The 17409-nt window shown below is 63.0% G+C and carries 20 protein-coding genes; 8 read left to right on the top strand and 12 right to left on the bottom strand.

The features are described 5' to 3' along the window. Positions 1 to 40: 40 nt before the first annotated feature. The 4 genes from carA to greA all read left to right on the top strand — a co-directional run bounded on the left by carA (position 41) and on the right by greA (position 5629). The gene (gene carA / locus ABFX23_RS04715) at positions 41 to 1219 is read left to right on the top strand and encodes a glutamine-hydrolyzing carbamoyl-phosphate synthase small subunit (protein WP_346031966.1); all 1179 of its coding nucleotides are present in this window, start codon (positions 41 to 43) and stop codon (positions 1217 to 1219) included. Beyond that, entirely contained in the window at positions 1219 to 1725 is a 507-nt protein-coding gene (locus ABFX23_RS04710) for a hypothetical protein (protein ID WP_346031965.1), read from the top strand. The genes carA and ABFX23_RS04710 overlap by 1 nt, the downstream gene beginning before the upstream one ends. Continuing rightward, on the top strand, positions 1725 to 5048 hold the full coding sequence (gene carB / locus ABFX23_RS04705) for a carbamoyl-phosphate synthase large subunit (RefSeq protein ID WP_346031964.1): 3324 nt from the start codon (positions 1725 to 1727) through the stop codon (positions 5046 to 5048). Before ABFX23_RS04710 ends, carB begins: the two co-directional genes overlap by 1 nt. A 113-nt stretch (positions 5049 to 5161) precedes the next feature. Next, entirely contained in the window at positions 5162 to 5629 is a 468-nt protein-coding gene (gene greA, locus ABFX23_RS04700) for a transcription elongation factor GreA (protein WP_346031963.1), read from the top strand. Between the two features lie 73 nt (positions 5630 to 5702). Here greA and ABFX23_RS04695 read toward each other — a convergent pair whose 3' ends face one another. The 5 genes from ABFX23_RS04695 to ABFX23_RS04675 all read right to left on the bottom strand — a co-directional run bounded on the left by ABFX23_RS04695 (position 5703) and on the right by ABFX23_RS04675 (position 7925). Then, positions 5703 to 5942, bottom strand: coding sequence for a DUF4170 domain-containing protein (locus ABFX23_RS04695; protein ID WP_346031962.1), 240 nt, complete (start codon positions 5940 to 5942; stop codon positions 5703 to 5705). A gap of 109 nt (positions 5943 to 6051) precedes the next feature. Next, positions 6052 to 6543, bottom strand: coding sequence for a hypothetical protein (locus ABFX23_RS04690; protein ID WP_346031961.1), 492 nt, complete (start codon positions 6541 to 6543; stop codon positions 6052 to 6054). Positions 6544 to 6568: 25 nt separating this feature from the next. Continuing rightward, positions 6569 to 6934 (bottom strand): hypothetical protein, encoded by a 366-nt coding sequence (locus ABFX23_RS04685; protein WP_346031960.1) that lies wholly within the window; start codon positions 6932 to 6934, stop codon positions 6569 to 6571. After that, positions 6927 to 7388, bottom strand: a complete 462-nt coding sequence (locus ABFX23_RS04680; protein ID WP_346031959.1) for a phage holin family protein — start codon at positions 7386 to 7388, stop codon at positions 6927 to 6929. Before ABFX23_RS04680 ends, ABFX23_RS04685 begins: the two co-directional genes overlap by 8 nt. 6 nt (positions 7389 to 7394) lie before the next feature. Continuing rightward, the gene (locus tag ABFX23_RS04675) at positions 7395 to 7925 is read right to left on the bottom strand and encodes a hypothetical protein (RefSeq protein WP_346031958.1); all 531 of its coding nucleotides are present in this window, start codon (positions 7923 to 7925) and stop codon (positions 7395 to 7397) included. Between the two features lie 148 nt (positions 7926 to 8073). Here ABFX23_RS04675 and eno point away from each other — a divergent pair, with 148 nt between their 5' ends. Beyond that, positions 8074 to 9360, top strand: a complete 1287-nt coding sequence (gene eno, locus ABFX23_RS04670) for a phosphopyruvate hydratase (RefSeq protein ID WP_346031957.1) — start codon at positions 8074 to 8076, stop codon at positions 9358 to 9360. 54 nt (positions 9361 to 9414) lie between these two features. Here eno and ABFX23_RS04665 read toward each other — a convergent pair whose 3' ends face one another. The 4 genes from ABFX23_RS04665 to ribB all read right to left on the bottom strand — a co-directional run bounded on the left by ABFX23_RS04665 (position 9415) and on the right by ribB (position 12483). Then, positions 9415 to 9663 carry a hypothetical protein gene (locus ABFX23_RS04665; RefSeq protein WP_346031956.1) on the bottom strand — a complete coding sequence of 83 codons (249 nt, stop codon included), beginning with the start codon at positions 9661 to 9663 and terminating at the stop codon, positions 9415 to 9417. A gap of 143 nt (positions 9664 to 9806) precedes the next feature. After that, on the bottom strand, positions 9807 to 10763 hold the full coding sequence (locus tag ABFX23_RS04660; RefSeq protein ID WP_346031955.1) for an aldo/keto reductase: 957 nt from the start codon (positions 10761 to 10763) through the stop codon (positions 9807 to 9809). Further along, complete coding sequence (gene ribH / locus ABFX23_RS04655) at positions 10760 to 11179, bottom strand: 6,7-dimethyl-8-ribityllumazine synthase (protein ID WP_346031954.1); 420 nt, start codon at positions 11177 to 11179, stop codon at positions 10760 to 10762. Before ribH ends, ABFX23_RS04660 begins: the two co-directional genes overlap by 4 nt. Beyond that, complete coding sequence (gene ribB, locus ABFX23_RS04650) at positions 11179 to 12483, bottom strand: 3,4-dihydroxy-2-butanone-4-phosphate synthase (RefSeq protein WP_346031953.1); 1305 nt, start codon at positions 12481 to 12483, stop codon at positions 11179 to 11181. Before ribB ends, ribH begins: the two co-directional genes overlap by 1 nt. Before the next feature lie 104 nt (positions 12484 to 12587). Here ribB and ABFX23_RS04645 point away from each other — a divergent pair, with 104 nt between their 5' ends. Further along, a complete protein-coding gene (locus ABFX23_RS04645) occupies positions 12588 to 13109 on the top strand; it encodes a flavin reductase family protein (protein ID WP_346031952.1) in 522 nt (173 codons plus the stop codon). Here ABFX23_RS04645 and ABFX23_RS04640 read toward each other — a convergent pair. The 3 genes from ABFX23_RS04640 to ABFX23_RS04630 are packed head-to-tail and all read right to left on the bottom strand — an operon-like array spanning position 13106 to position 15963. Then, positions 13106 to 14065 carry a PDZ domain-containing protein gene (locus tag ABFX23_RS04640; RefSeq protein WP_346031951.1) on the bottom strand — a complete coding sequence of 320 codons (960 nt, stop codon included), beginning with the start codon at positions 14063 to 14065 and terminating at the stop codon, positions 13106 to 13108. The two genes, ABFX23_RS04645 and ABFX23_RS04640, sit on opposite strands and share 4 nt — an antisense overlap. A 21-nt stretch (positions 14066 to 14086) precedes the next feature. Next, positions 14087 to 15235 (bottom strand): alpha-hydroxy acid oxidase, encoded by a 1149-nt coding sequence (locus ABFX23_RS04635; protein WP_346031950.1) that lies wholly within the window; start codon positions 15233 to 15235, stop codon positions 14087 to 14089. Beyond that, entirely contained in the window at positions 15235 to 15963 is a 729-nt protein-coding gene (locus ABFX23_RS04630) for an SDR family oxidoreductase (RefSeq protein ID WP_346031949.1), read from the bottom strand. Before ABFX23_RS04630 ends, ABFX23_RS04635 begins: the two co-directional genes overlap by 1 nt. A 146-nt stretch (positions 15964 to 16109) precedes the next feature. Here ABFX23_RS04630 and ABFX23_RS04625 point away from each other — a divergent pair, with 146 nt between their 5' ends. Beyond that, positions 16110 to 16589 (top strand): c-type cytochrome, encoded by a 480-nt coding sequence (locus ABFX23_RS04625; RefSeq protein ID WP_346031948.1) that lies wholly within the window; start codon positions 16110 to 16112, stop codon positions 16587 to 16589. Beyond that, the gene (locus ABFX23_RS04620; RefSeq protein WP_346031947.1) at positions 16579 to 17238 is read left to right on the top strand and encodes a cytochrome b/b6 domain-containing protein; all 660 of its coding nucleotides are present in this window, start codon (positions 16579 to 16581) and stop codon (positions 17236 to 17238) included. The genes ABFX23_RS04625 and ABFX23_RS04620 overlap by 11 nt, the downstream gene beginning before the upstream one ends. Positions 17239 to 17409 lie beyond the last annotated feature (171 nt).

Genomic DNA, 17409 nt, shown 5'->3' with positions numbered 1-17409 from the left:
TAGCACACATTGTCGGTCCACTGATTCACGGGAGCCACCCATGGCCTTTCTCGCCTCTTCGTCTGCGCCCAAGGGAGCAACGGGTGTTCTTGTTCTTGCCGACGGCACCATTGTCTGGGGCAAGGGCTTCGGCGCCACCGGCAGCGCGGTGGGGGAAGTCTGCTTCAACACCGCGATGACGGGCTACCAGGAAGTGATGACGGACCCGAGCTACGCGGCCCAGATCGTCACCTTCACCTTCCCCCACATCGGCAACGTCGGCACGAACGAGGAAGACTTCGAAAGCCGCGTCGAGGGCGCGCTCGGCTGCATCGTGCGCGAGGAAGTGACGCGCCAGTCCAACTTCCGCTCCGAAGGGGAGTTCGTCGAATGGATGGCGAAGATGGGCAAGATCGGCCTTGCGGGGGTCGATACGCGCGCGCTGACCCGCCGCATCCGCCTGTCGGGCGCGCCCAACGCGGTGATCGCGCACGACCCCAAGGGTAATTTCGATATCGACGCGCTGCTGCAACGCGCGCAGGAATGGCCGGGGCTGGAGGGCATGGACCTTGCCCAGCGCGTCAGCCGCGAGCACCAGGAGGACTGGGAAGGCGGCTACTGGCGGCTGGGCCACGGCTACGGCACGGCGGAGCGCGAGGGAAAACCCCACGTCGTCGCCATCGACTACGGCAGCAAGGACAACATCTTTCGCAACCTCGTGAAAGCGGGCGCGCGGGTCACGGTGGTTCCGGCGAAAACCTCGCTGGAGGATATCCTGGCACTGAAGCCCGACGGCGTGTTCCTCTCCAACGGCCCCGGCGACCCGGCGGCGACGGGCGAATATGCGGTGCCGGTGATCAAGGCGCTGCTGGAGGCGGACATGCCGCTGTTCGGCATCTGCCTCGGCCACCAGATGCTGGCGCTGGCAGCGGGCGCGAAGACGGTGAAGATGCACCAGGGCCACCGCGGCGCGAACCACCCGGTGCAGCGCGTGGGCGAAAGCTGGGGCGAAACCCGCGACCTCGTTGAGATCACCTCGATGAACCACGGCTTCGCAGTGGATGGCGACACCCTGCCTGCGGGCGTCGAGCAGACGCACGTGTCGCTGTTCGACGGCTCCAACTGCGGCATCGCGATCAGCGGCAAGAAGGCCTTCGGAGTGCAGTACCACCCGGAAGCCTCGCCGGGGCCGCAGGACAGCTTCTACCTGTTCGAGAAGTTCGTGGGGATGTTGGGGTGATGAGGCGGCTGCTGATAACATTTGCGATTCTCGCGCTTTCCGCGACCCCAACCGCTCTAACCGCTCAAACTGACGAATGGTTCGTTGGCTCACACCCTGATTATCATGGTGCTATGGTTCGAGACATCGATGGCATGTTTGTTGCGATCTATGTCGCGAAAGAACCTTCGATCTACGCTTCACCCCTGTTGATGGAGACGGTGGTTGCATCCTGCGATACCGAGCGACCGATCGAGCTTCATAGCACGAGTGCTATAATGGCAGACGGCGCGACGGCATCGGAGCGGCTGGATGAAGTTCGCCGGGTCGTCGAGAACTTCTTTGATCGGAGCGTCGAAGGGTGTGAGGTCGCAGACGATCTTGAGTCACGCTTCTTCTACCGCTTTGACGATGCTTATCTCGCCACGGACGGAATCCTCGTTGAAGCGGGCATCTTTCCGCTGAGCAATGAGGAAGCCGAAACCGGGGAAGAATCAGATAACCAGACCATGGACGCCACTGACTAATGCCCAAACGCACTGACATCTCCTCCATTCTCGTTATTGGCGCCGGTCCGATCATCATCGGGCAGGCCTGCGAGTTCGACTATTCCGGCACCCAGGCGATCAAGGCGCTGAAGGAAGACGGCTACCGCGTCATCCTGGTCAATTCCAACCCGGCCACCATCATGACCGACCCGGAATTTGCCGATGCGACCTATGTCGAGCCGATCACGCCGGAAATCGTCGCCAAGATCATCGCCAAGGAAAAGCCCGACGCGGTGCTGCCCACGATGGGCGGGCAGACGGCCTTGAACTGCGCGCTGAAGCTGGAGGAGATGGGCGTCCTCAAGGAGCACGGCGTGGAGATGATCGGCGCAAAGGCCGATGCCATCGACAAGGCCGAGAACCGCCAGCGCTTCCGCGAGGCGATGGACAAGATCGGCCTTGAGAGCGCGCGCAGCGGCGTGGCGCACACCATGGCCGAAGCCTACGAGGTGCTGGAGCGCACCGGTTTGCCCTCCATCATCCGCCCCAGCTTCACCCTTGGCGGCACCGGCGGCGGCGTGGCCTACAACAAGGCAGAGTTCGAGCGGATCGTGAAGAACGGCCTCGACGCCAGCCCCACGAACGAGGTGTTGATCGAGGAAAGCCTGCTCGGCTGGAAGGAATACGAGATGGAGGTCGTGCGCGACAAGCACGACAACGCCATCATCATCTGCGCCATCGAGAACGTGGACCCGATGGGCGTCCACACCGGCGATTCCATCACCGTCGCCCCGGCGCTGACGCTGACGGACAAGGAATACCAGATCATGCGCACCGCCAGCATCGAGGTGCTGCGCGAGATCGGCGTTGAGACGGGCGGTTCCAACGTGCAGTTCGCGGTCAATCCCAAGGATGGCCGCCTGATCGTGATCGAGATGAACCCGCGCGTCTCGCGCTCCTCCGCGCTGGCATCCAAGGCCACCGGCTTCCCCATCGCCCGCGTCGCCGCGAAGCTGGCCGTTGGCTACACGCTGGACGAAGTGACGAACGAGATCACCGGTGCAACGCCCGCCAGTTTCGAGCCCACCATCGACTACGTCGTCACCAAGATCCCGCGCTTCACCTTCGAGAAGTTCAAGGGCGCAGAGCCGCTGCTGTCCACCGCGATGAAGTCTGTCGGCGAAGTCATGGCCATCGGGCGCAACATCAAGGAATCGATGCAGAAGGCGCTGCGCGGCCTCGAGACCGGGCTGGACGGGTTCAACCGCGTGCCCGAGCTGGAAGGCAAGAGCCGCGACATCATCACCGCCGCGCTGTCCAAGGCGACGCCGGACCGCATTCTCAACATCGCACAGGCCTTCCGTGAAGGCTTCACGGTGGAGGAGGTGCAGGAGATCACCTTCTACGATCCGTGGTTCCTGCGGCATATCGAGGAGATCATCTACGAAGAGAAGATGATCGGCGCAGAGGGCCTGCCCAACAACGCTGCCGAACTGCGCCGCCTGAAAGCCATGGGCTTTTCCGACAAGCGGTTGGCGACGCTCGCCGTGCGATCCGTGGGCGTTGCGGGCGGCCTCGGCGAGACGCAGGCCAAGCGTTCCGGCCTGCTGCACGATGCCCTGCGCGCCATGGCGGGCGCCACCAGCGAGGACGAAGTGCGCAAGCTGCGCCAGAAGCTGGGCGTGCTGCCGGTCTACAAGCGCATCGACAGCTGCGCCGCCGAGTTCGAGGCGATCACGCCCTACATGTACTCGACTTACGAGGCCCCCAGCTTCGGTGAGCCGGAAAACGAGGCCTGGCCGAGCGACCGCGAGAAGATCGTGATCCTGGGCGGCGGCCCGAACCGCATCGGGCAGGGCATCGAGTTCGACTACTGCTGCGTCCACGCCTGTTTCGCGCTTTCGGAAGCCGGCTACGAGACGATCATGGTCAACTGCAACCCGGAGACGGTTTCGACCGACTACGACACCTCCGACCGCCTCTATTTCGAGCCGTTGACGGCTGAGGACGTGCTGGAAATCCTTCGCGTCGAGCACTCCAAGGGGACGCTGAAAGGCGTGATCGTGCAATTCGGCGGACAGACCCCGCTGAAGCTGGCCGGACCGCTGGAGCAGGCGGGCATCCCCATTCTCGGAACAAGTCCGGATGCGATTGACCTTGCCGAGGACCGCGAACGCTTCGCCAAGCTGGTCAACAAGCTGAAGCTGAAGCAGCCCGAGAACGGCATTGCCTACTCGGAGCAGGAGGCGCTCGCCGTGGCGCACCGCATCGGATACCCCGTGCTGCTGCGCCCCAGCTACGTGCTGGGCGGGCGCGCGATGGAAATAGTGGACAGCGACGCGCAGCTTATCAACTACATCAACACCGCCGTGGAAGTATCGGGCGACAGCCCCGTGCTGGTGGACCAGTACCTGCGCGATGCCATCGAATGCGATGTCGATGCGCTGTGCGATGGCGAGGATGTGGTGATCGCGGGCGTCATGCAGCACATCGAGGAAGCGGGCGTGCACTCCGGCGATAGCGCCTGCTCGCTGCCGCCCTACAGCCTGCCGCAGGACATCATCGACGAGATGGAGCGCCAGGCCGACGCGCTGGCCCGCGCGCTGAAGGTTCGCGGCCTGATGAACGTGCAGTTCGCGGTGAAGGATGGCGAGGTCTACCTCATCGAGGTGAACCCGCGTGCCAGCCGCACCGTGCCCTTCGTCGCCAAGGCCAGCGGTTCGCAGATCGCCAAGATCGCCGCGCGCGTGATGGCGGGCGAAATGCTTGCCGACCTGCCCAAGATCAAGCGCGACCTCGACTACGTGGCCGTGAAGGAAGCCGTCTTCCCCTTCGCCCGCTTCCCCGGTTCAGACCCCGTGTTGACCCCGGAAATGAAGTCCACAGGCGAAGTGATGGGCATCGACCGCGATTTCCCCACCGCCTACACCAAGTCGCAGATCGCCGAAGGCAGCAAGCTGCCCAAGGCGGGCACGCTGTTCGTGTCCGTGAAGGACAGCGACAAGGCGGCCATCGTCGGCCCGGTGAAGCAACTGGTGGACTTCGGCTTCGACGTGGTCGCGACAGGCGGCACGGCGGACTACCTGAAGGAGCAGGGTCTTCCGGTGGAGCAGGTGAACAAGGTGGCGCAGGGCCGCCCGCACATCGTCGACAAGATCAGCGATGGCGAAGTGGCGCTTGTGTTCAACACCACCGAGGGCTGGCAGAGCCACAAAGACAGCCAGTCCATCCGCGCATCGGCACTGGAAATGAAGGTTCCCTACTACACCACCGCCGCTGCATCGGCTGCCGCCGCCAATGCCATCGTATCCGTAAATGCAGACGAACTTGAAGTGCGTTCGCTGCAGGACTATTATGGGTAGCGACTAGACACTCATTTCTCCCCAATTCCGGCCTTCGCAGCCGCCCGGCAGGGCGGGGCAGGGCCGTTTTGACGGGAGCGGCCAAACGGCAAGACCAGAAAGCAGGGAAGACAATGCAGAAAGTGCCGATGCTGGCGGAAGGCTACGAAAAGCTGACCGCGGACCTGAAGGCATTGCGTGAGGAGCGCCCCAGGATCGTCGATGCGATCGAGGAAGCGCGTGCCCACGGCGACCTTTCGGAGAATGCCGAATACCACGCCGCCAAGGAGCGGCAGGGCCAGGTGGAAGCGCAGATTGCCGAGCTGGAGGACAAGACCAGCCGGGCGCAGATCATCGATCCCGCCACGCTTTCGGGCGACAAGGTGGTGTTCGGTGCCACCGTCACCGTGCTGGACGAGGACGACAAGCCGCTGACGTACCAGATCGTGGGCCAGGCGGAGAGCGATGCAAAGCGCGGTCGCGTCTCCTACGAAAGCCCGCTGGCGCGTGCCCTGATTGGCAAGAGCGTGGGCGACGAGGTGGAAGTGACCGTCCCGAGCGGCGAGAAGTTCTACCTGATCGACAAGATCGAATTCAAGTAAGCTGCGAGACATCGCCAGCTACGAAAAGCCCCGCATGACGCGGGGCTTTTTTGTTTCTCGGTTGGGCGCGCGATCACTTGCCGGGCAGGTCCGGCTCCAGCAGCTTGTGCAGGTGGACGATCACGTACTTCATCTCGGCATCGTCCACAGTTCGCTGTGCCCAGCCGCGCCAGGCTTCTTCCGCACTATCGTAGTCCGGGAAGAATCCGACGACGTGAATATCCTTCAGATCCTGGAATTCCGCGCCGCGCGGATCGACCACGCGGCCGCCGATGACCATGTGGAGAAGCTGCTGTTCGTGCTCTTCGGACATGCGAGAGGCCTTTCGGTTGCGAGTGAAATGAAAAAGTCCCCTCGGCTCTAGGCGATCAGCACCAGAGCGCAAGGGGACTCGTAACCGTTCCTGTCCGTGAAAGCGGTGATCAGCGCTTACCGAAAGCCCTCGCGATACGCTTGCCGGTTTCGCGGCTTGCAATGCGGGCGGCGTCGCCTGCACGATCGGCCTGGTAATTGGCGTTACGACGGATCGATCGCGCACGGTCTCCGATGGCATCTCCCACGTCTTCGGCGCGGCGTGCGCCCGAACGGCCTACGTCCTTTGCATCGTCCAGCAGTTCGCTGGCGAAGGCAGAAGCGATCTCGGCGCCGATGGCGGCAAGGCCGACGGCCTTGGTGCCTCCACGCACCGCTGCGCGGCGCGGGCCCTTGAACATGCCCGCGACGAGGATGCCGAGCGCCAGCCCACCAGCGGTGGCGGCGATCGGATGCTCCTTGACGAAGCTTGTGAATGCGTCACCCGCTTCGGAGGCCTTGTCGGCAACCTTCTGCGTAGTCGACTGTTCTCGCTTGGCCTCTTCGCGCGCCTGTGCGGCAGCGATGCGGGCCTTGATTTCGGCGCGTTTCGGATCGTTCATCGGGTGTCTCCGGGTAAAGTGTTATCTATTCGAATAATGAACGGGCGTCTTCGGCCAATTGTTCCGCCTTCTCAGCCGCCTCTTCCAGCGGACCTTTTTCATGGAACAGGTTGTAGACGGCATCTGCCAGCCGGTCGCGGAAAATCCATCCGGCGAAGGCTGCTGCGGCAATGAAAAAGCCGGTGCCGACCTGCAGGCGATGCTCACCGGCATAGTCGGCGGTATTCTCGGCGATATCGGCTGCGCCATCCTTTGCGCGGCCCGCAATGCGGCCGCCGATGCCCTTTTCGGCCATGTCGCCCTTGACGAAACCGAGATCGGCCTTGACCAGACGCTTGGCCGCATTGCGCAAGGCACGATCTTCATGAAGCTGCTGTTCGATGTCAGCCATTGTTCGCTGCGTCCTGTTGTTCCTTCATCGCGCCCATCATCGAATTCCAGGCCTGCCCCGCCTTTCGCACCAGCAGGTAGGCGATGAGCAGGATGCCGAGAACCACCACGGCAGTCGCGCCCCAGGCTGTGATGATGGGGGTCAAGGCAATGATCAGCCCCACGGTCAGCCCGATCAATGCCAGTACGGCGAGAAACGCCGCTACTGCACCGAAGGCGATGGTCTTCTTCAGCCTGTCGGCGACGAAGCCGGCGCGGGTTTTCTGGTAGGACAATTCCGCATCGAGATAGATGCGAGCATCCTCGACCAGTGCCTCGAGGTCGTCGGCAAGTGAGCGCGTACCCGCAGCATGATCTTCGGCAAGTGCCGGATCATCCTGCGGGTAATGTGCGCCTGGCGCAGCGTCGCTGGCGTGCAGCGGGTCTACGCCGCTATTCTCGTCCCTGACTTGCACCGAAACTTAGCGGAACAGGCGCGCGAAGAGGAAGCCGACCAGTGCTGCAAGGCCGACGGCAGCTGCCGGGCTCTTGCGGATCGCTTCACGCGAATCCTCGGCCAGCTCGTCCAGACTCTTTTCATCCAGCTTGCGGGCGTTGTCCTGCAGGGATTTCGATGCCGAGCGGGCATAGTCGCCGTATTTCGGACCAAGCTTCTCGTCGAGCGAGGCTGCGTTCTCGTCGATCACGCGCGAAAGGCCGGTCATTGCTTCGCTGGCCCTGTGCTTGCCTTCGTTGGCGAGATTGCCTGCGGTGGACTTGGCCTCGGTCGACCATTCCTGGCCGCCGGACTTCGCTTTCTCGCGATAGGCACCGACGCGCGCCTTGGCTTCGTCGCCCAGCGCGGCGGCACCGGCCTTCGCTTCGTCCAGCGCGGCATTGAAGCGCGACTTGGCTTCGGCGGTGTTGGGGGAGGTGGTATTGGAAGTGGTCGCTACCGTTTCGGGTTCTGCGGCAGGGGTCTTCGTCGTGGTTGCGGGTTTCTTGGCTGCCATTGTCGTTTCCCTTCCTGAGATCACTCGGTTGGTGTCCCTCGTTGTATTATGGGGCTAAGACACCCCGGTTCAATAGCTCAACGCGTGTTGCAGTGCAAAGTTCCGGGCGATAGGAGGCGTCCGACCACGTTTCCAGGAGTCCGTTTCCATGACCGCTATCATCGATATCCACGCCCGCGAAATTCTCGATTCCAGGGGCAATCCCACGGTGGAAGTGGACATCCTGCTTGAAGACGGCAGCTTCGGCCGCGCCGCCGTTCCCTCGGGTGCCTCAACCGGCGCGCACGAAGCTGTGGAACTGCGCGATGGCGACAAGGACCGTTACTTCGGCAAGGGCGTGAAAAAGGCCGTGCAGGCGGTGAACGGCCCCATTTCCGAACTCCTCGTTCTCGGCCCCGATGCGGAGAACCAGCGCGATATCGACATGGCCCTGATCGATCTCGACGGAACGGCCAACAAGGGCAAGCTGGGCGCGAATGCCATCCTCGGCGTCAGCATGGCCGTCGCCAAGGCGGCGGCGAATGCGCGCGGCCTGCCGCTGTGGGCCTATGTCGGCGGGGTTTCGTCCCATGTGCTGCCGGTGCCGATGATGAATATCGTGAACGGGGGCGAGCACGCCGACAACCCGATCGACGTGCAGGAATTCATGGTGATGCCGGTGGGCGCCGATTCGATTGCCGAGGCCGTTCGCTGGGGCAGCCAGATCTTCCACACCCTGAAGAAGGGCCTGTCGGAAAAGGGCCTGGCAACGTCGGTAGGCGACGAAGGCGGCTTTGCGCCAAACCTTGCCAGCACCCGCGACGCGCTGGACTTCATCATGACCAGCATCGAGAAGGCGGGCTTCACGCCGGGCGAAGATGTGGTGTTGGCGCTGGACTGCGCCTCCACCGAGTTCTTCCGCGACGGCAAGTACGAGATTTCGGGCGAGAAGCTTTCGCTGACAAGCGACGAGATGGCCGCCTACCTCGCTAAGCTGTGCGAGGACTATCCGATCAAGTCGATCGAGGACGGCATGGCCGAGGACGACTTCGAAGGCTGGAAGGCGCTGACCCAGATGATCGGCGACAAGGTGCAACTGGTGGGTGACGATCTGTTCGTGACCAATCCGGAACGCCTGAAAATGGGCATCGAACAGGGCATGGCCAATTCCCTCCTGGTGAAGGTCAACCAGATCGGCACGCTCACCGAAACGTTGACCGCGGTGGACATGGCGCACCGCGCGGGCTTCACCTCGGTGATGAGCCACCGTTCGGGCGAGACGGAGGACGCGACGATTGCCGATCTCGCCGTTGCCACCAACTGCGGTCAGATCAAAACCGGCTCGCTCGCCCGTTCGGACCGGCTGGCGAAGTACAACCAGTTGATCCGCATCGAGGAAGAGCTGGGTGACAGCGCGAAGTACGCCGGGCGAGGCTGCTTCGGCAAACTGGGATAACAGCTCATCAGGATGCGTCGCTGAGCGTTTGTCGGCGACGCATCCTTCAGCTGTCTAATTCTCGCTGTTCTTCGGGTGAAACCAGTATTGCCACACGCCCCAGGCATTGATCAGCAACAGCACGAAATTCATCGCCGCGATCGGCATCGATCCGCCGGTCAGCCCTGACACGATCCACGTGATCGAGACGACGCAGAAAAGTACGAAGCCCCAGGCCGTTGCGCGCCTGCCGAGGTCGAAAGCAATGAGTGATGCCGCGATCATCGTGCCGATTGCGGCAATCCATTCAAGTGGTCCATCCATGCGCGATTGAGCGCGCAAATCGCGATCCGGTTCCGGCCAAACTGCACAATGCACGCGCGGGCCCCAGGCCGACACCGTGCTGTCCGAGATCGGACCCTTGCCGCCCCTTTCTTGTCACACCACAGTGTGATCGATCCTGGCAATTAAAGGGCGTTCGTTAATCGGGAAACCTGCTCGTCGGAAAGCTCAAGCTTGGTGAATTCAAGCAGCGTCTCGAGCTGATCGACATTGCGGGCGCTCGCGATGGGGGCGGGAATACCGGGCTGGCGGACAAGCCAGGCAAGAGCGATGGCCGGTAGGCTGGCCCCGGTGTCAGCGGAAATATCGTCCATCACGGCAAGAACGGGCGGACCGCTTTCGGCATAGTCCTTCGTGCGATATCCGCGCTGGTTCGCCTCGAAGTCCTCGGGCTTGCGGTACTTGCCGGTAAGGTAGCCCGCAGCAAGTCCGAAGAAGGGCAACATCGCAATGCCGCGCGAGGTGCACATTGCCTGCAGGTCAGGTCCGTAGGAATCTCGCGCCACCAGATTGTATTCATTCTGCAATGCGGAGAAGGGCACCTTGCCCGCAGCGTCGGCATGGTCCAGCGCTTTTCCGAGCCGGTCGGCGTTGAAATTTGACGCACCCAGAGCGCGCACCTTGCCGGTGTCGACCGCGCCGTTGAACGCATCGACGATCTCGCCGACCTCCAGCTCTTCGTAATCGCGGTGCGCGTAGTAGAGATCGACGTAATCGGTCTGAAGCCGGTCCAGCGAAGCGTCGAGATGGGCCAGAACCTCCTCTGGCTTGTAGAGTTCCGGATCGCCCATGGAGCCGGGATTGCTGGGCTTCTTCTTGCTCAGCATGCCGGTTTTCGTGTGAATACGCATTTCTTTGCGCACCCCGCGCGAGGCGAGCCACTTGCCGAGGTAGGCTTCGGATTCGCCGCCTTCGTGTCCGTCAATCCACGCCGAGTAGACATCGGCGGTGTCGATCATCCGCCCGCCGGCCTCGTAAAAGGCATCGAGCACGGCGAAACCTTCGTCGCCATCGGCGGTCCAGCCAAACACGTTGCCACCAAGGACCAGCGGCAGGCCGGCGATGAAATCATGCGACTTCATGCGAATTCCTCCCGCAGTTCCAGCAGGCGGATCGCGGCCTGAGCCGCTTCGCCGCCCTTGTTTTTCTGTGCAGGGTCGGCACGGACCAGGGCCTGCTCCTCGTTCTCGGTGGTGAGGATGCCGTTGCCGATGGCGATACCGTCCATCGTCAGTGCCATCAGCGCACGGGCGCTTTCCCCGGCGACGATTTCGAAGTGATAGGTCTCTCCCCGGATCACCACGCCGATCGCGACGAAGCCGTCGTACTGGCCGCTCTCGGCGGCCATGGCGATTGCGCCGGGCACTTCCAGAGCGCCGGGAACGGTGATGACGTCGGCGTCATGCCCCGCATCCTTCAGCGCGGTCTTTGCGCCGTCGATCAGCATGTCGTTCAGGTGGCCGTAGAAGCGGGCTTCCACGATCAGAAAGCGGGCCATCAATCGTTCTCCTCGGTATCGATCGGACGCTCGCCTACGATGGAGAGGCCGTATCCGTCCAGTCCGACCAGCGAATGGCTGGTGTTGGTCAGCAGTACCATGTCGCTTACGCCCAGTTCGGTGAGGATCTGCGCGCCCACCCCGTAGTCGCGCTGTTCCTCCGCAACGGGTGGTTCTTCGCGCGAGACCTTGCCCGCCAGCCTGCGTACCGCGCGGGAGGCATAGTCCGGGTTTGGCCGGTTTATCAGCACGACCACGCCGGAGCCTTCCTCCGCGATGATCCGCATGGCGCCTTCCAGAAGGCCGCTACGCTGCGAATCGCGGGCGAATACGTCGTCGAAAATCGACAGGGCGTGCATCCGCACCAGTGTGGGCTTCTCGCTGTCGATGTGTCCCTTAACCAGCGCCAGCGTCTCTCCGCGGGTGGCCGTGTTGTAGAAGCTGATCGCGCGCCAGTCGCCGCCCCATTGGCTGGTGAAGCGCTCTTCCTCGCGCTTCTCGACGATGTGGTCGTGCTTGCGGCGATAGGCGATCAGGTCGCGGATGGTGCCGATCTTCATGCCGTGCTTGCGACCGAAGCGGATCAGGTCTTCCAGCCGCGCCATCGAGCCGTCCTCGTTCATGATCTCGCAGATCACGCCGCTGGGGTTGAGGCCGGCGAGGCGGGAAATGTCGACGGCGGCTTCGGTATGTCCGGCGCGAACCAGCACGCCGCCCTCGCGCGCTATCAGCGGGAAGACGTGGCCGGGCGTGACGATATCGTCAGGCCCCTTGGACGAATCGATGGCGACCGAGACCGTGCGGGCCCGGTCTGCCGCGCTGATGCCGGTGGTGACGCCCTCGCGCGCCTCGATGGCGACGGTGAAAGCGGTCTGCTGGCTCTCGCGGTTGCGGTTGCTCATCATCTGCAGGCCCAGTTCCTCTCCGCGGCGGCGGGTGAGGGAGAGACAGATGAGGCCGCGGCCATGCGTGGCCATGAAGTTGATCGCATCAGGTGTCGCCATCTGCGCCGGGATGATGAGGTCGCCTTCGTTCTCGCGGTCCTCGTCATCCACCAGAATGTACATCCGCCCGTTGCGCGCTTCCTCGATGATTTCCTCGATGCCGACGAGGACCGGGGAATCGTCGTTCTCTGTCAGGAAGCGGTCGAGCTTGCCGAGGGTCTCGCTGGTGGGGTTCCAGCCGTCCTCGTTGCAATCGCGCAAGGTGTTGGCGTGCAGACCGGCGGCGCGGGCGAGGCCGGCGCGGGTCATTTTTCCTTCCGCGATGATCTCGCGGACTCGGGCTATGATGATGTCGCTCATGCTTGGCGTGTATCACACTATGATGTGATGGCAATGGAGGTGTATCACATTGCCTCGGCAAATTGCCCCTTGCGCCGCGACTCGCCAAGCCGCAAAGAGCGAACATGAGCGATGCAGGACAAAGCGAAGCCGACCTGGTTGACGCCTTCCGTGAAGCGATGCGTCACGTTGCCGCCACGGTCTATGCCGTAACGACGATAGACAACGGAGATCGCTACGGAATTCTTGCGACCGCGGTCAGTTCCCTAAGTTTCGAACCGCCTTCGCTGCTGGTTTGCGTCAACCGTACCGCTTCTCTCCATGATCCGCTGGAACGCGCGGAGCGCTTCTGCGTGAACGTGCTGGGCCTGGGCAACCGGGACGTGGCCGAACATTTCATGATCCCGCATGCCGATCGCTTCGCGGTTGGCGAGTGGGAGGACCATCATGGAACCCCGGTGCTCACCTCCGCGCAATCGAGTCTCGTCTGCCGTACGGTGCACCGTCACGTGTTCGGCACACACACGATCTTCATCGGGGAATTGCTGGCGGCGAAGCACCGGCAGGACGCTACACCGCTCACCTATTTTGATCGCAATTACATTGATATAAGTGCTGCGCCGCAGCGCTCCGGGCGCGGCGACTAGTCGGCTGCCAGGCTCCGGTCGCGCAGTTCAAGCAGGTGGCCTGGCCAGCTGGGCCCGCGGCGTGAAGGCAGGAACATCGCAATTTCCCGCTCGACGATCTGCGCGCGCGCGGCTTGGGAGGGATAGACGAAGCTCGGCATCGCTCCGCCCCCCGCACGGATGCCTTCCGGCGTTTGCCAGAACTGGGGAACGATCATCGGATCGTAACCGGCATTGGCAAGCAGGTGAGCAGACATGCGATCCGCTTCCACCTCGGCGCGCCGGTTGACCTGCTGGTTACGCCCGACATGGCGCAGGATGCTGCCGTTATCGATCCCCAGCGCTTCCTTGCGCCGGCGGTGTTCCAGCACGGTATGCGCCAGTTCATGCGCGAGAACGACGGCCATCTGTTCGTCCGACAAACTGGTGGCAAAATCATACTGCAACTGGATCACGCGGCCATCGGACCGGGCGTTGGGACCATCGGCCACGAGTATCTCCACCAGCGAACGGCACCCGCGCGGCGCGCTGAAATTGATCATCAGGACTTCCTCTCCGCGAACCACCGTGAGGGCGACCGGTTCGCTTACCGCGGTGTCGGCCAGCAGGAAGAAAGCGAGCTCGCGCAAATGGTCCTCCCCTTGCGGGTTGAGGTGAGCAACCGGTGTGCCGTTGATCGCGGCGATCGAGTCTCCGGCGCGAAGATCGGCCTGGTCTGCGACGGAGTCCGGTACGACCTGGGCGATTGCCAGCGGACCGTTCGCGAAAAGCGCCTGTGCCCCATCGCCATATTGGTCCGCGCTGTGGAGGATCATCCCCGTTACCGGCATCGTTTGGCGGCACAGCCTGGAATTGCCCACCAGCATGGCGTCGGCAATGCGGGCGAGGCGCAGGTCCTGTGCGGCAAGTTCCTCGCTCGATTGCGCGCCGACAGCGGCGGGCAACAGCACGAGGAGCACGGCAAGTACATATTTCATGGCGTCGGTGCCTAGCAGCAATCAGGCAAGGGCGCTGCTATCGATTTGTTCCACGGAGGTGAGCCCCAGCATGGCCATGGTGCGCGAGGCTTCGTCTCCCAGCAGCGCGATCGCGCGAGTTGCGCCTGGCTCTCCTGCTGCGGCCATGCCGTAGAGCGTAGCGCGTCCGACCATTGCGCCGTCCGCGCCCAGAGCCAGTGCTTTCACCACGTCGCTGCCACGGCGAATGCCGCTGTCGAGCAATACGCTCATCCTGCCTCCCACTGCGTCAACGATGTCGGGCAGGGCATCGATGGCAGCAATCGAATGGTCGAGCGCCCGCGCGCCGTGGTTGGAAACGACCACCGCGTCTGCCCCCGCTTCCTGCGCCAGGTAGGCATCTTCGGGGTGCAGGACACCTTTCAGCACGAGCTTGCCCGGCCACATGTCGCGCAGCATCTTCACATCGTTCCAGTCGAGGTTGTCCTGCTTGAACAAGGCGCCGGGCTTTGCACCGCGTGCGACCGAATGTTTCATTTCGCGAGGCAGGTTGGCTTGCTGCGGCAGTCCGCCATCCAGCATGTAGCGTCCGATGACGCCTGCAAACCAGCGCGGGTGCGCAAGGATATCGGGCACGTTCCTGCGATTCAGCTGGAAAGGCATGCCGAAACCGTTGCGCCACAGGTATTCGCGATTTGGGGGGACGGGCAGATCGAGCGTGACGAACAGGGCCTCGCATCCGGCCTCGTGCGCACGGCGCACGACGTCGAAGGAAAGCTCGCGGTTCTCCCACATGTAAAGCTGGAACCAACGCGTGCCCTCCATGCCCGCGAATTCCTCCACGTCCATCGTACTGGCGCTGGAAATGCAGAACGGGATGCCCGCTTTCGCCGCTGCCTTGGCAAGGGCGAGATCGCCGCGATACCACATCATGCCGGCGGCACCGGTTGGCGCGATGGCGAAGGGCAGGGCGCTTTCAGCACCCAGCAGACTGGTGGAAAGGTCGATCCGGTCTACCTGGCGCAGCACGCGCGGGCGGAAGCTGATCCGCTCGAACGCCTCGCGATTGCGCGTCATGCCGGTCTCGTCCTCGACGCCGCGCTCCAGGTATTCCCACACGCCGCGCGGCAGACGCCTGCGCGCTTGCTGGCGCAGGTCCTCGATATTCCAGCAGTCGCGCGCTGCGCCCACTATCCGCGTCCGAGGAAGGGCAACTTGTTCTGCACCACCAGCGCTTCGTAGAAGTTCAGGTGGTCGGGCAGGTCGCACATGTGGACGATCACCTCGGCGATCTCCTCCGGCGTGGCTGCGAAGTTATCGGGCAGTTTCACAGAGCCCGGCATGATCTCGGTCGCCACGATGCCGGGATGGAAGATCGATACGGCGATGTTGTGATCGCGCCCGTCGACCGCCAGCGCATGGGTCAGCCCCTGCAGGCCGAACTTGCTGGCGGTATAGCTGGGGCATTCGCTGCGCGGCACCTTCGCAGAGATCGAGCCGACATTCACGATGCGACCGTGGCCGCCTTTCAGGAAGATCGGCCAGGCGTGCTTGGCCCCCAGGAAGGCACTGGTGAGGTTGGTGTCGATCACCTTGTGCCAGTGTTCGAGTGAGGATTCGTGCACTGGAGTGTTCTCGGCAATCCCGGCGTTGTTGATCAGCACGTCGACCGTGCCGAACCGCTCCACCGCTTTGGTGAACAGCTGCTCGATATCCGCTTCGTTGGTGACGTCGGTAACGACGGCCAGCGCCTGTCCGCCGAGCGCCTCCAGCTTTTCCACCAGCGCATCGAGCCGGTCCTGTCGGCGGGCGGCAAGCACCACTTTCGCGCCCTTGTTCACGAATTCGACCGCGCAGGCCTCGCCAATGCCAGAACTCGCGCCAGTCACTACCGCAACGCGGCCATCCAGAATGCTCATTGACTTTGTTCTCCCGTATCCAACGCCTGTTGGCGAATGAGCGTAGGCCAAGTCAACACGCTATCGCCTCAAATCGAGCCTTGGCATTCGTAATTCTTTGCCTAGTCTGATGCTCCGTTTCAGGAACAACCGGGGAGATTACATCGATGGCAATTCGCAACACCGGACTGGCGGCGGCCGCTCTGATCGCGCTGACCGCTTGCGGCTCGAATGACGAAGCGGCGTCCAGCGATTCACCCGAACCCGCCGTGATCGGTGAACGGCAGGACAATTTCGAGCAAATCGGTGATGCCTTCCGCGTGATCCGCGGCGAACTGGAAAACGATGCTCCGGACATGGCCGTTATCTCCGCCAACGCCGAGATCATCAACGCCAACGCGATGAAGATCGAGGGCCATTTCCCCGCAGGCACCGGCATGGACGATGGTTTCGACAGCGAGGCGCTGGCAACCATCTGGGAGCGTTCCGAAGAGTTTGCCGCGGCGCACGAGAGGCTGGTATCGGCCAGCGAGGCTTTCCTCGCGACGGCCAACGCCGGTGATTCCGCCGCAGTCGCAGAGGGTGTTCCGGAACTTGGCGCCGCCTGCAAGAATTGCCACGACACCTTCCGCCTCGATGACGAGTGACGCCGTGAAGGTGTGGGATGGCTGGATACGGCTGTTTCACTGGGCGATCGTCCTGATCATCCCTGCCATGTGGTGGACGGCCGAGAACGGCGAGATGACCTGGCACATGCGCCTCGGCATGGTGCTAATGGCTCTGCTGCTTTTCCGCATCCTGTGGGGATTTGTCGGTAGCACGACGGCCCGTTTCGGCTCCTTCGTCGCAGGGCCAGGGGCCGTGCTATCCTACCTGACAGGCAACAGGCGCGAGGAGGCGGAAGGCATCGGCCATAATCCCGCCGGCGGCTGGAGCGCCCTGGCGCTGCTTCTCGTGATGCTGGCGCAAGTCGGTCTCGGCCTGTTCTCCGGCGATCCATACGACGGAGCGACGGGGCCACTCAATCACATGGTGGGTGCGATGACGGCAGGCTGGATGACGGACTGGCACGAGATCGGTTTCAACGTGCTCCTCGGCCTGATCGGCCTGCACGTAGCTGCCATCCTCTTTTATGTCTTCGTGAAGCGGGAGAACCTTGTAACGCCGATGGTGACGGGGAAGCGGAAAGGTGGAGCAGGGGTCGGTGGCATGGAAAGCCCTTCGGTGACGCGCGGGATCGTTTGCCTGGCCATTGCGGCGGTCATTCCGCTGTGGATCTGGTTCGGAGCGGGCTGATCCCAGCATTGGTGCGGCGAGGATCGTGAAGCCGGACCGGTGCGCATCCGAAGGTTAGCCAATTGATCGAGTGCTGGTGTTGCGCAAGTATCCTCCGAAGGGCTCTGTTGCAAACATGGGGCACGGCCGCGCGGCGTCACCCAGTTGGGGGATTAGGCAGCATTGGCGAAA

This window comes from Erythrobacter westpacificensis (genome assembly GCF_039542285.1).
GTDB classification, from domain to species: domain Bacteria; phylum Pseudomonadota; class Alphaproteobacteria; order Sphingomonadales; family Sphingomonadaceae; genus Alteraurantiacibacter; species Alteraurantiacibacter westpacificensis.
The sequence above is the reverse complement of the archived record's forward strand: the minus strand, read 5'-3'. Positions and strand labels throughout refer to the sequence as shown.

Excerpts from the sequence above, each read along its gene's own strand:
- ABFX23_RS04710 (WP_346031965.1), top strand. The coding sequence starts at position 1,219 with ATGAGGCGGCTGCTGATAACATTTGCGATTCTCGCGCTTTCCGCGACC.
- ABFX23_RS04630 (WP_346031949.1), bottom strand. The coding sequence starts at position 15,963 with ATGAGCATTCTGGATGGCCGCGTTGCGGTAGTGACTGGCGCGAGTTCT.
- ABFX23_RS04645 (WP_346031952.1), top strand. The coding sequence starts at position 12,588 with ATGAGCGATGCAGGACAAAGCGAAGCCGACCTGGTTGACGCCTTCCGT.
- ABFX23_RS04625 (WP_346031948.1), top strand. The coding sequence starts at position 16,110 with ATGGCAATTCGCAACACCGGACTGGCGGCGGCCGCTCTGATCGCGCTG.
- ABFX23_RS04690 (WP_346031961.1), bottom strand. The coding sequence starts at position 6,543 with ATGAACGATCCGAAACGCGCCGAAATCAAGGCCCGCATCGCTGCCGCA.
- ABFX23_RS04675 (WP_346031958.1), bottom strand. The coding sequence starts at position 7,925 with ATGGCAGCCAAGAAACCCGCAACCACGACGAAGACCCCTGCCGCAGAA.
- ABFX23_RS04665 (WP_346031956.1), bottom strand. The coding sequence starts at position 9,663 with ATGGATGGACCACTTGAATGGATTGCCGCAATCGGCACGATGATCGCG.
- carB (WP_346031964.1), top strand. The coding sequence starts at position 1,725 with ATGCCCAAACGCACTGACATCTCCTCCATTCTCGTTATTGGCGCCGGT.
- eno (WP_346031957.1), top strand. The coding sequence starts at position 8,074 with ATGACCGCTATCATCGATATCCACGCCCGCGAAATTCTCGATTCCAGG.
- ABFX23_RS04660 (WP_346031955.1), bottom strand. The coding sequence starts at position 10,763 with ATGAAGTCGCATGATTTCATCGCCGGCCTGCCGCTGGTCCTTGGTGGC.
- ABFX23_RS04640 (WP_346031951.1), bottom strand. The coding sequence starts at position 14,065 with ATGAAATATGTACTTGCCGTGCTCCTCGTGCTGTTGCCCGCCGCTGTC.
- ribB (WP_346031953.1), bottom strand. The coding sequence starts at position 12,483 with ATGAGCGACATCATCATAGCCCGAGTCCGCGAGATCATCGCGGAAGGA.
- greA (WP_346031963.1), top strand. The coding sequence starts at position 5,162 with ATGCAGAAAGTGCCGATGCTGGCGGAAGGCTACGAAAAGCTGACCGCG.
- ABFX23_RS04685 (WP_346031960.1), bottom strand. The coding sequence starts at position 6,934 with ATGGCTGACATCGAACAGCAGCTTCATGAAGATCGTGCCTTGCGCAAT.
- ribH (WP_346031954.1), bottom strand. The coding sequence starts at position 11,179 with ATGGCCCGCTTTCTGATCGTGGAAGCCCGCTTCTACGGCCACCTGAAC.
- ABFX23_RS04695 (WP_346031962.1), bottom strand. The coding sequence starts at position 5,942 with ATGTCCGAAGAGCACGAACAGCAGCTTCTCCACATGGTCATCGGCGGC.
- carA (WP_346031966.1), top strand. The coding sequence starts at position 41 with ATGGCCTTTCTCGCCTCTTCGTCTGCGCCCAAGGGAGCAACGGGTGTT.
- ABFX23_RS04620 (WP_346031947.1), top strand. The coding sequence starts at position 16,579 with ATGACGAGTGACGCCGTGAAGGTGTGGGATGGCTGGATACGGCTGTTT.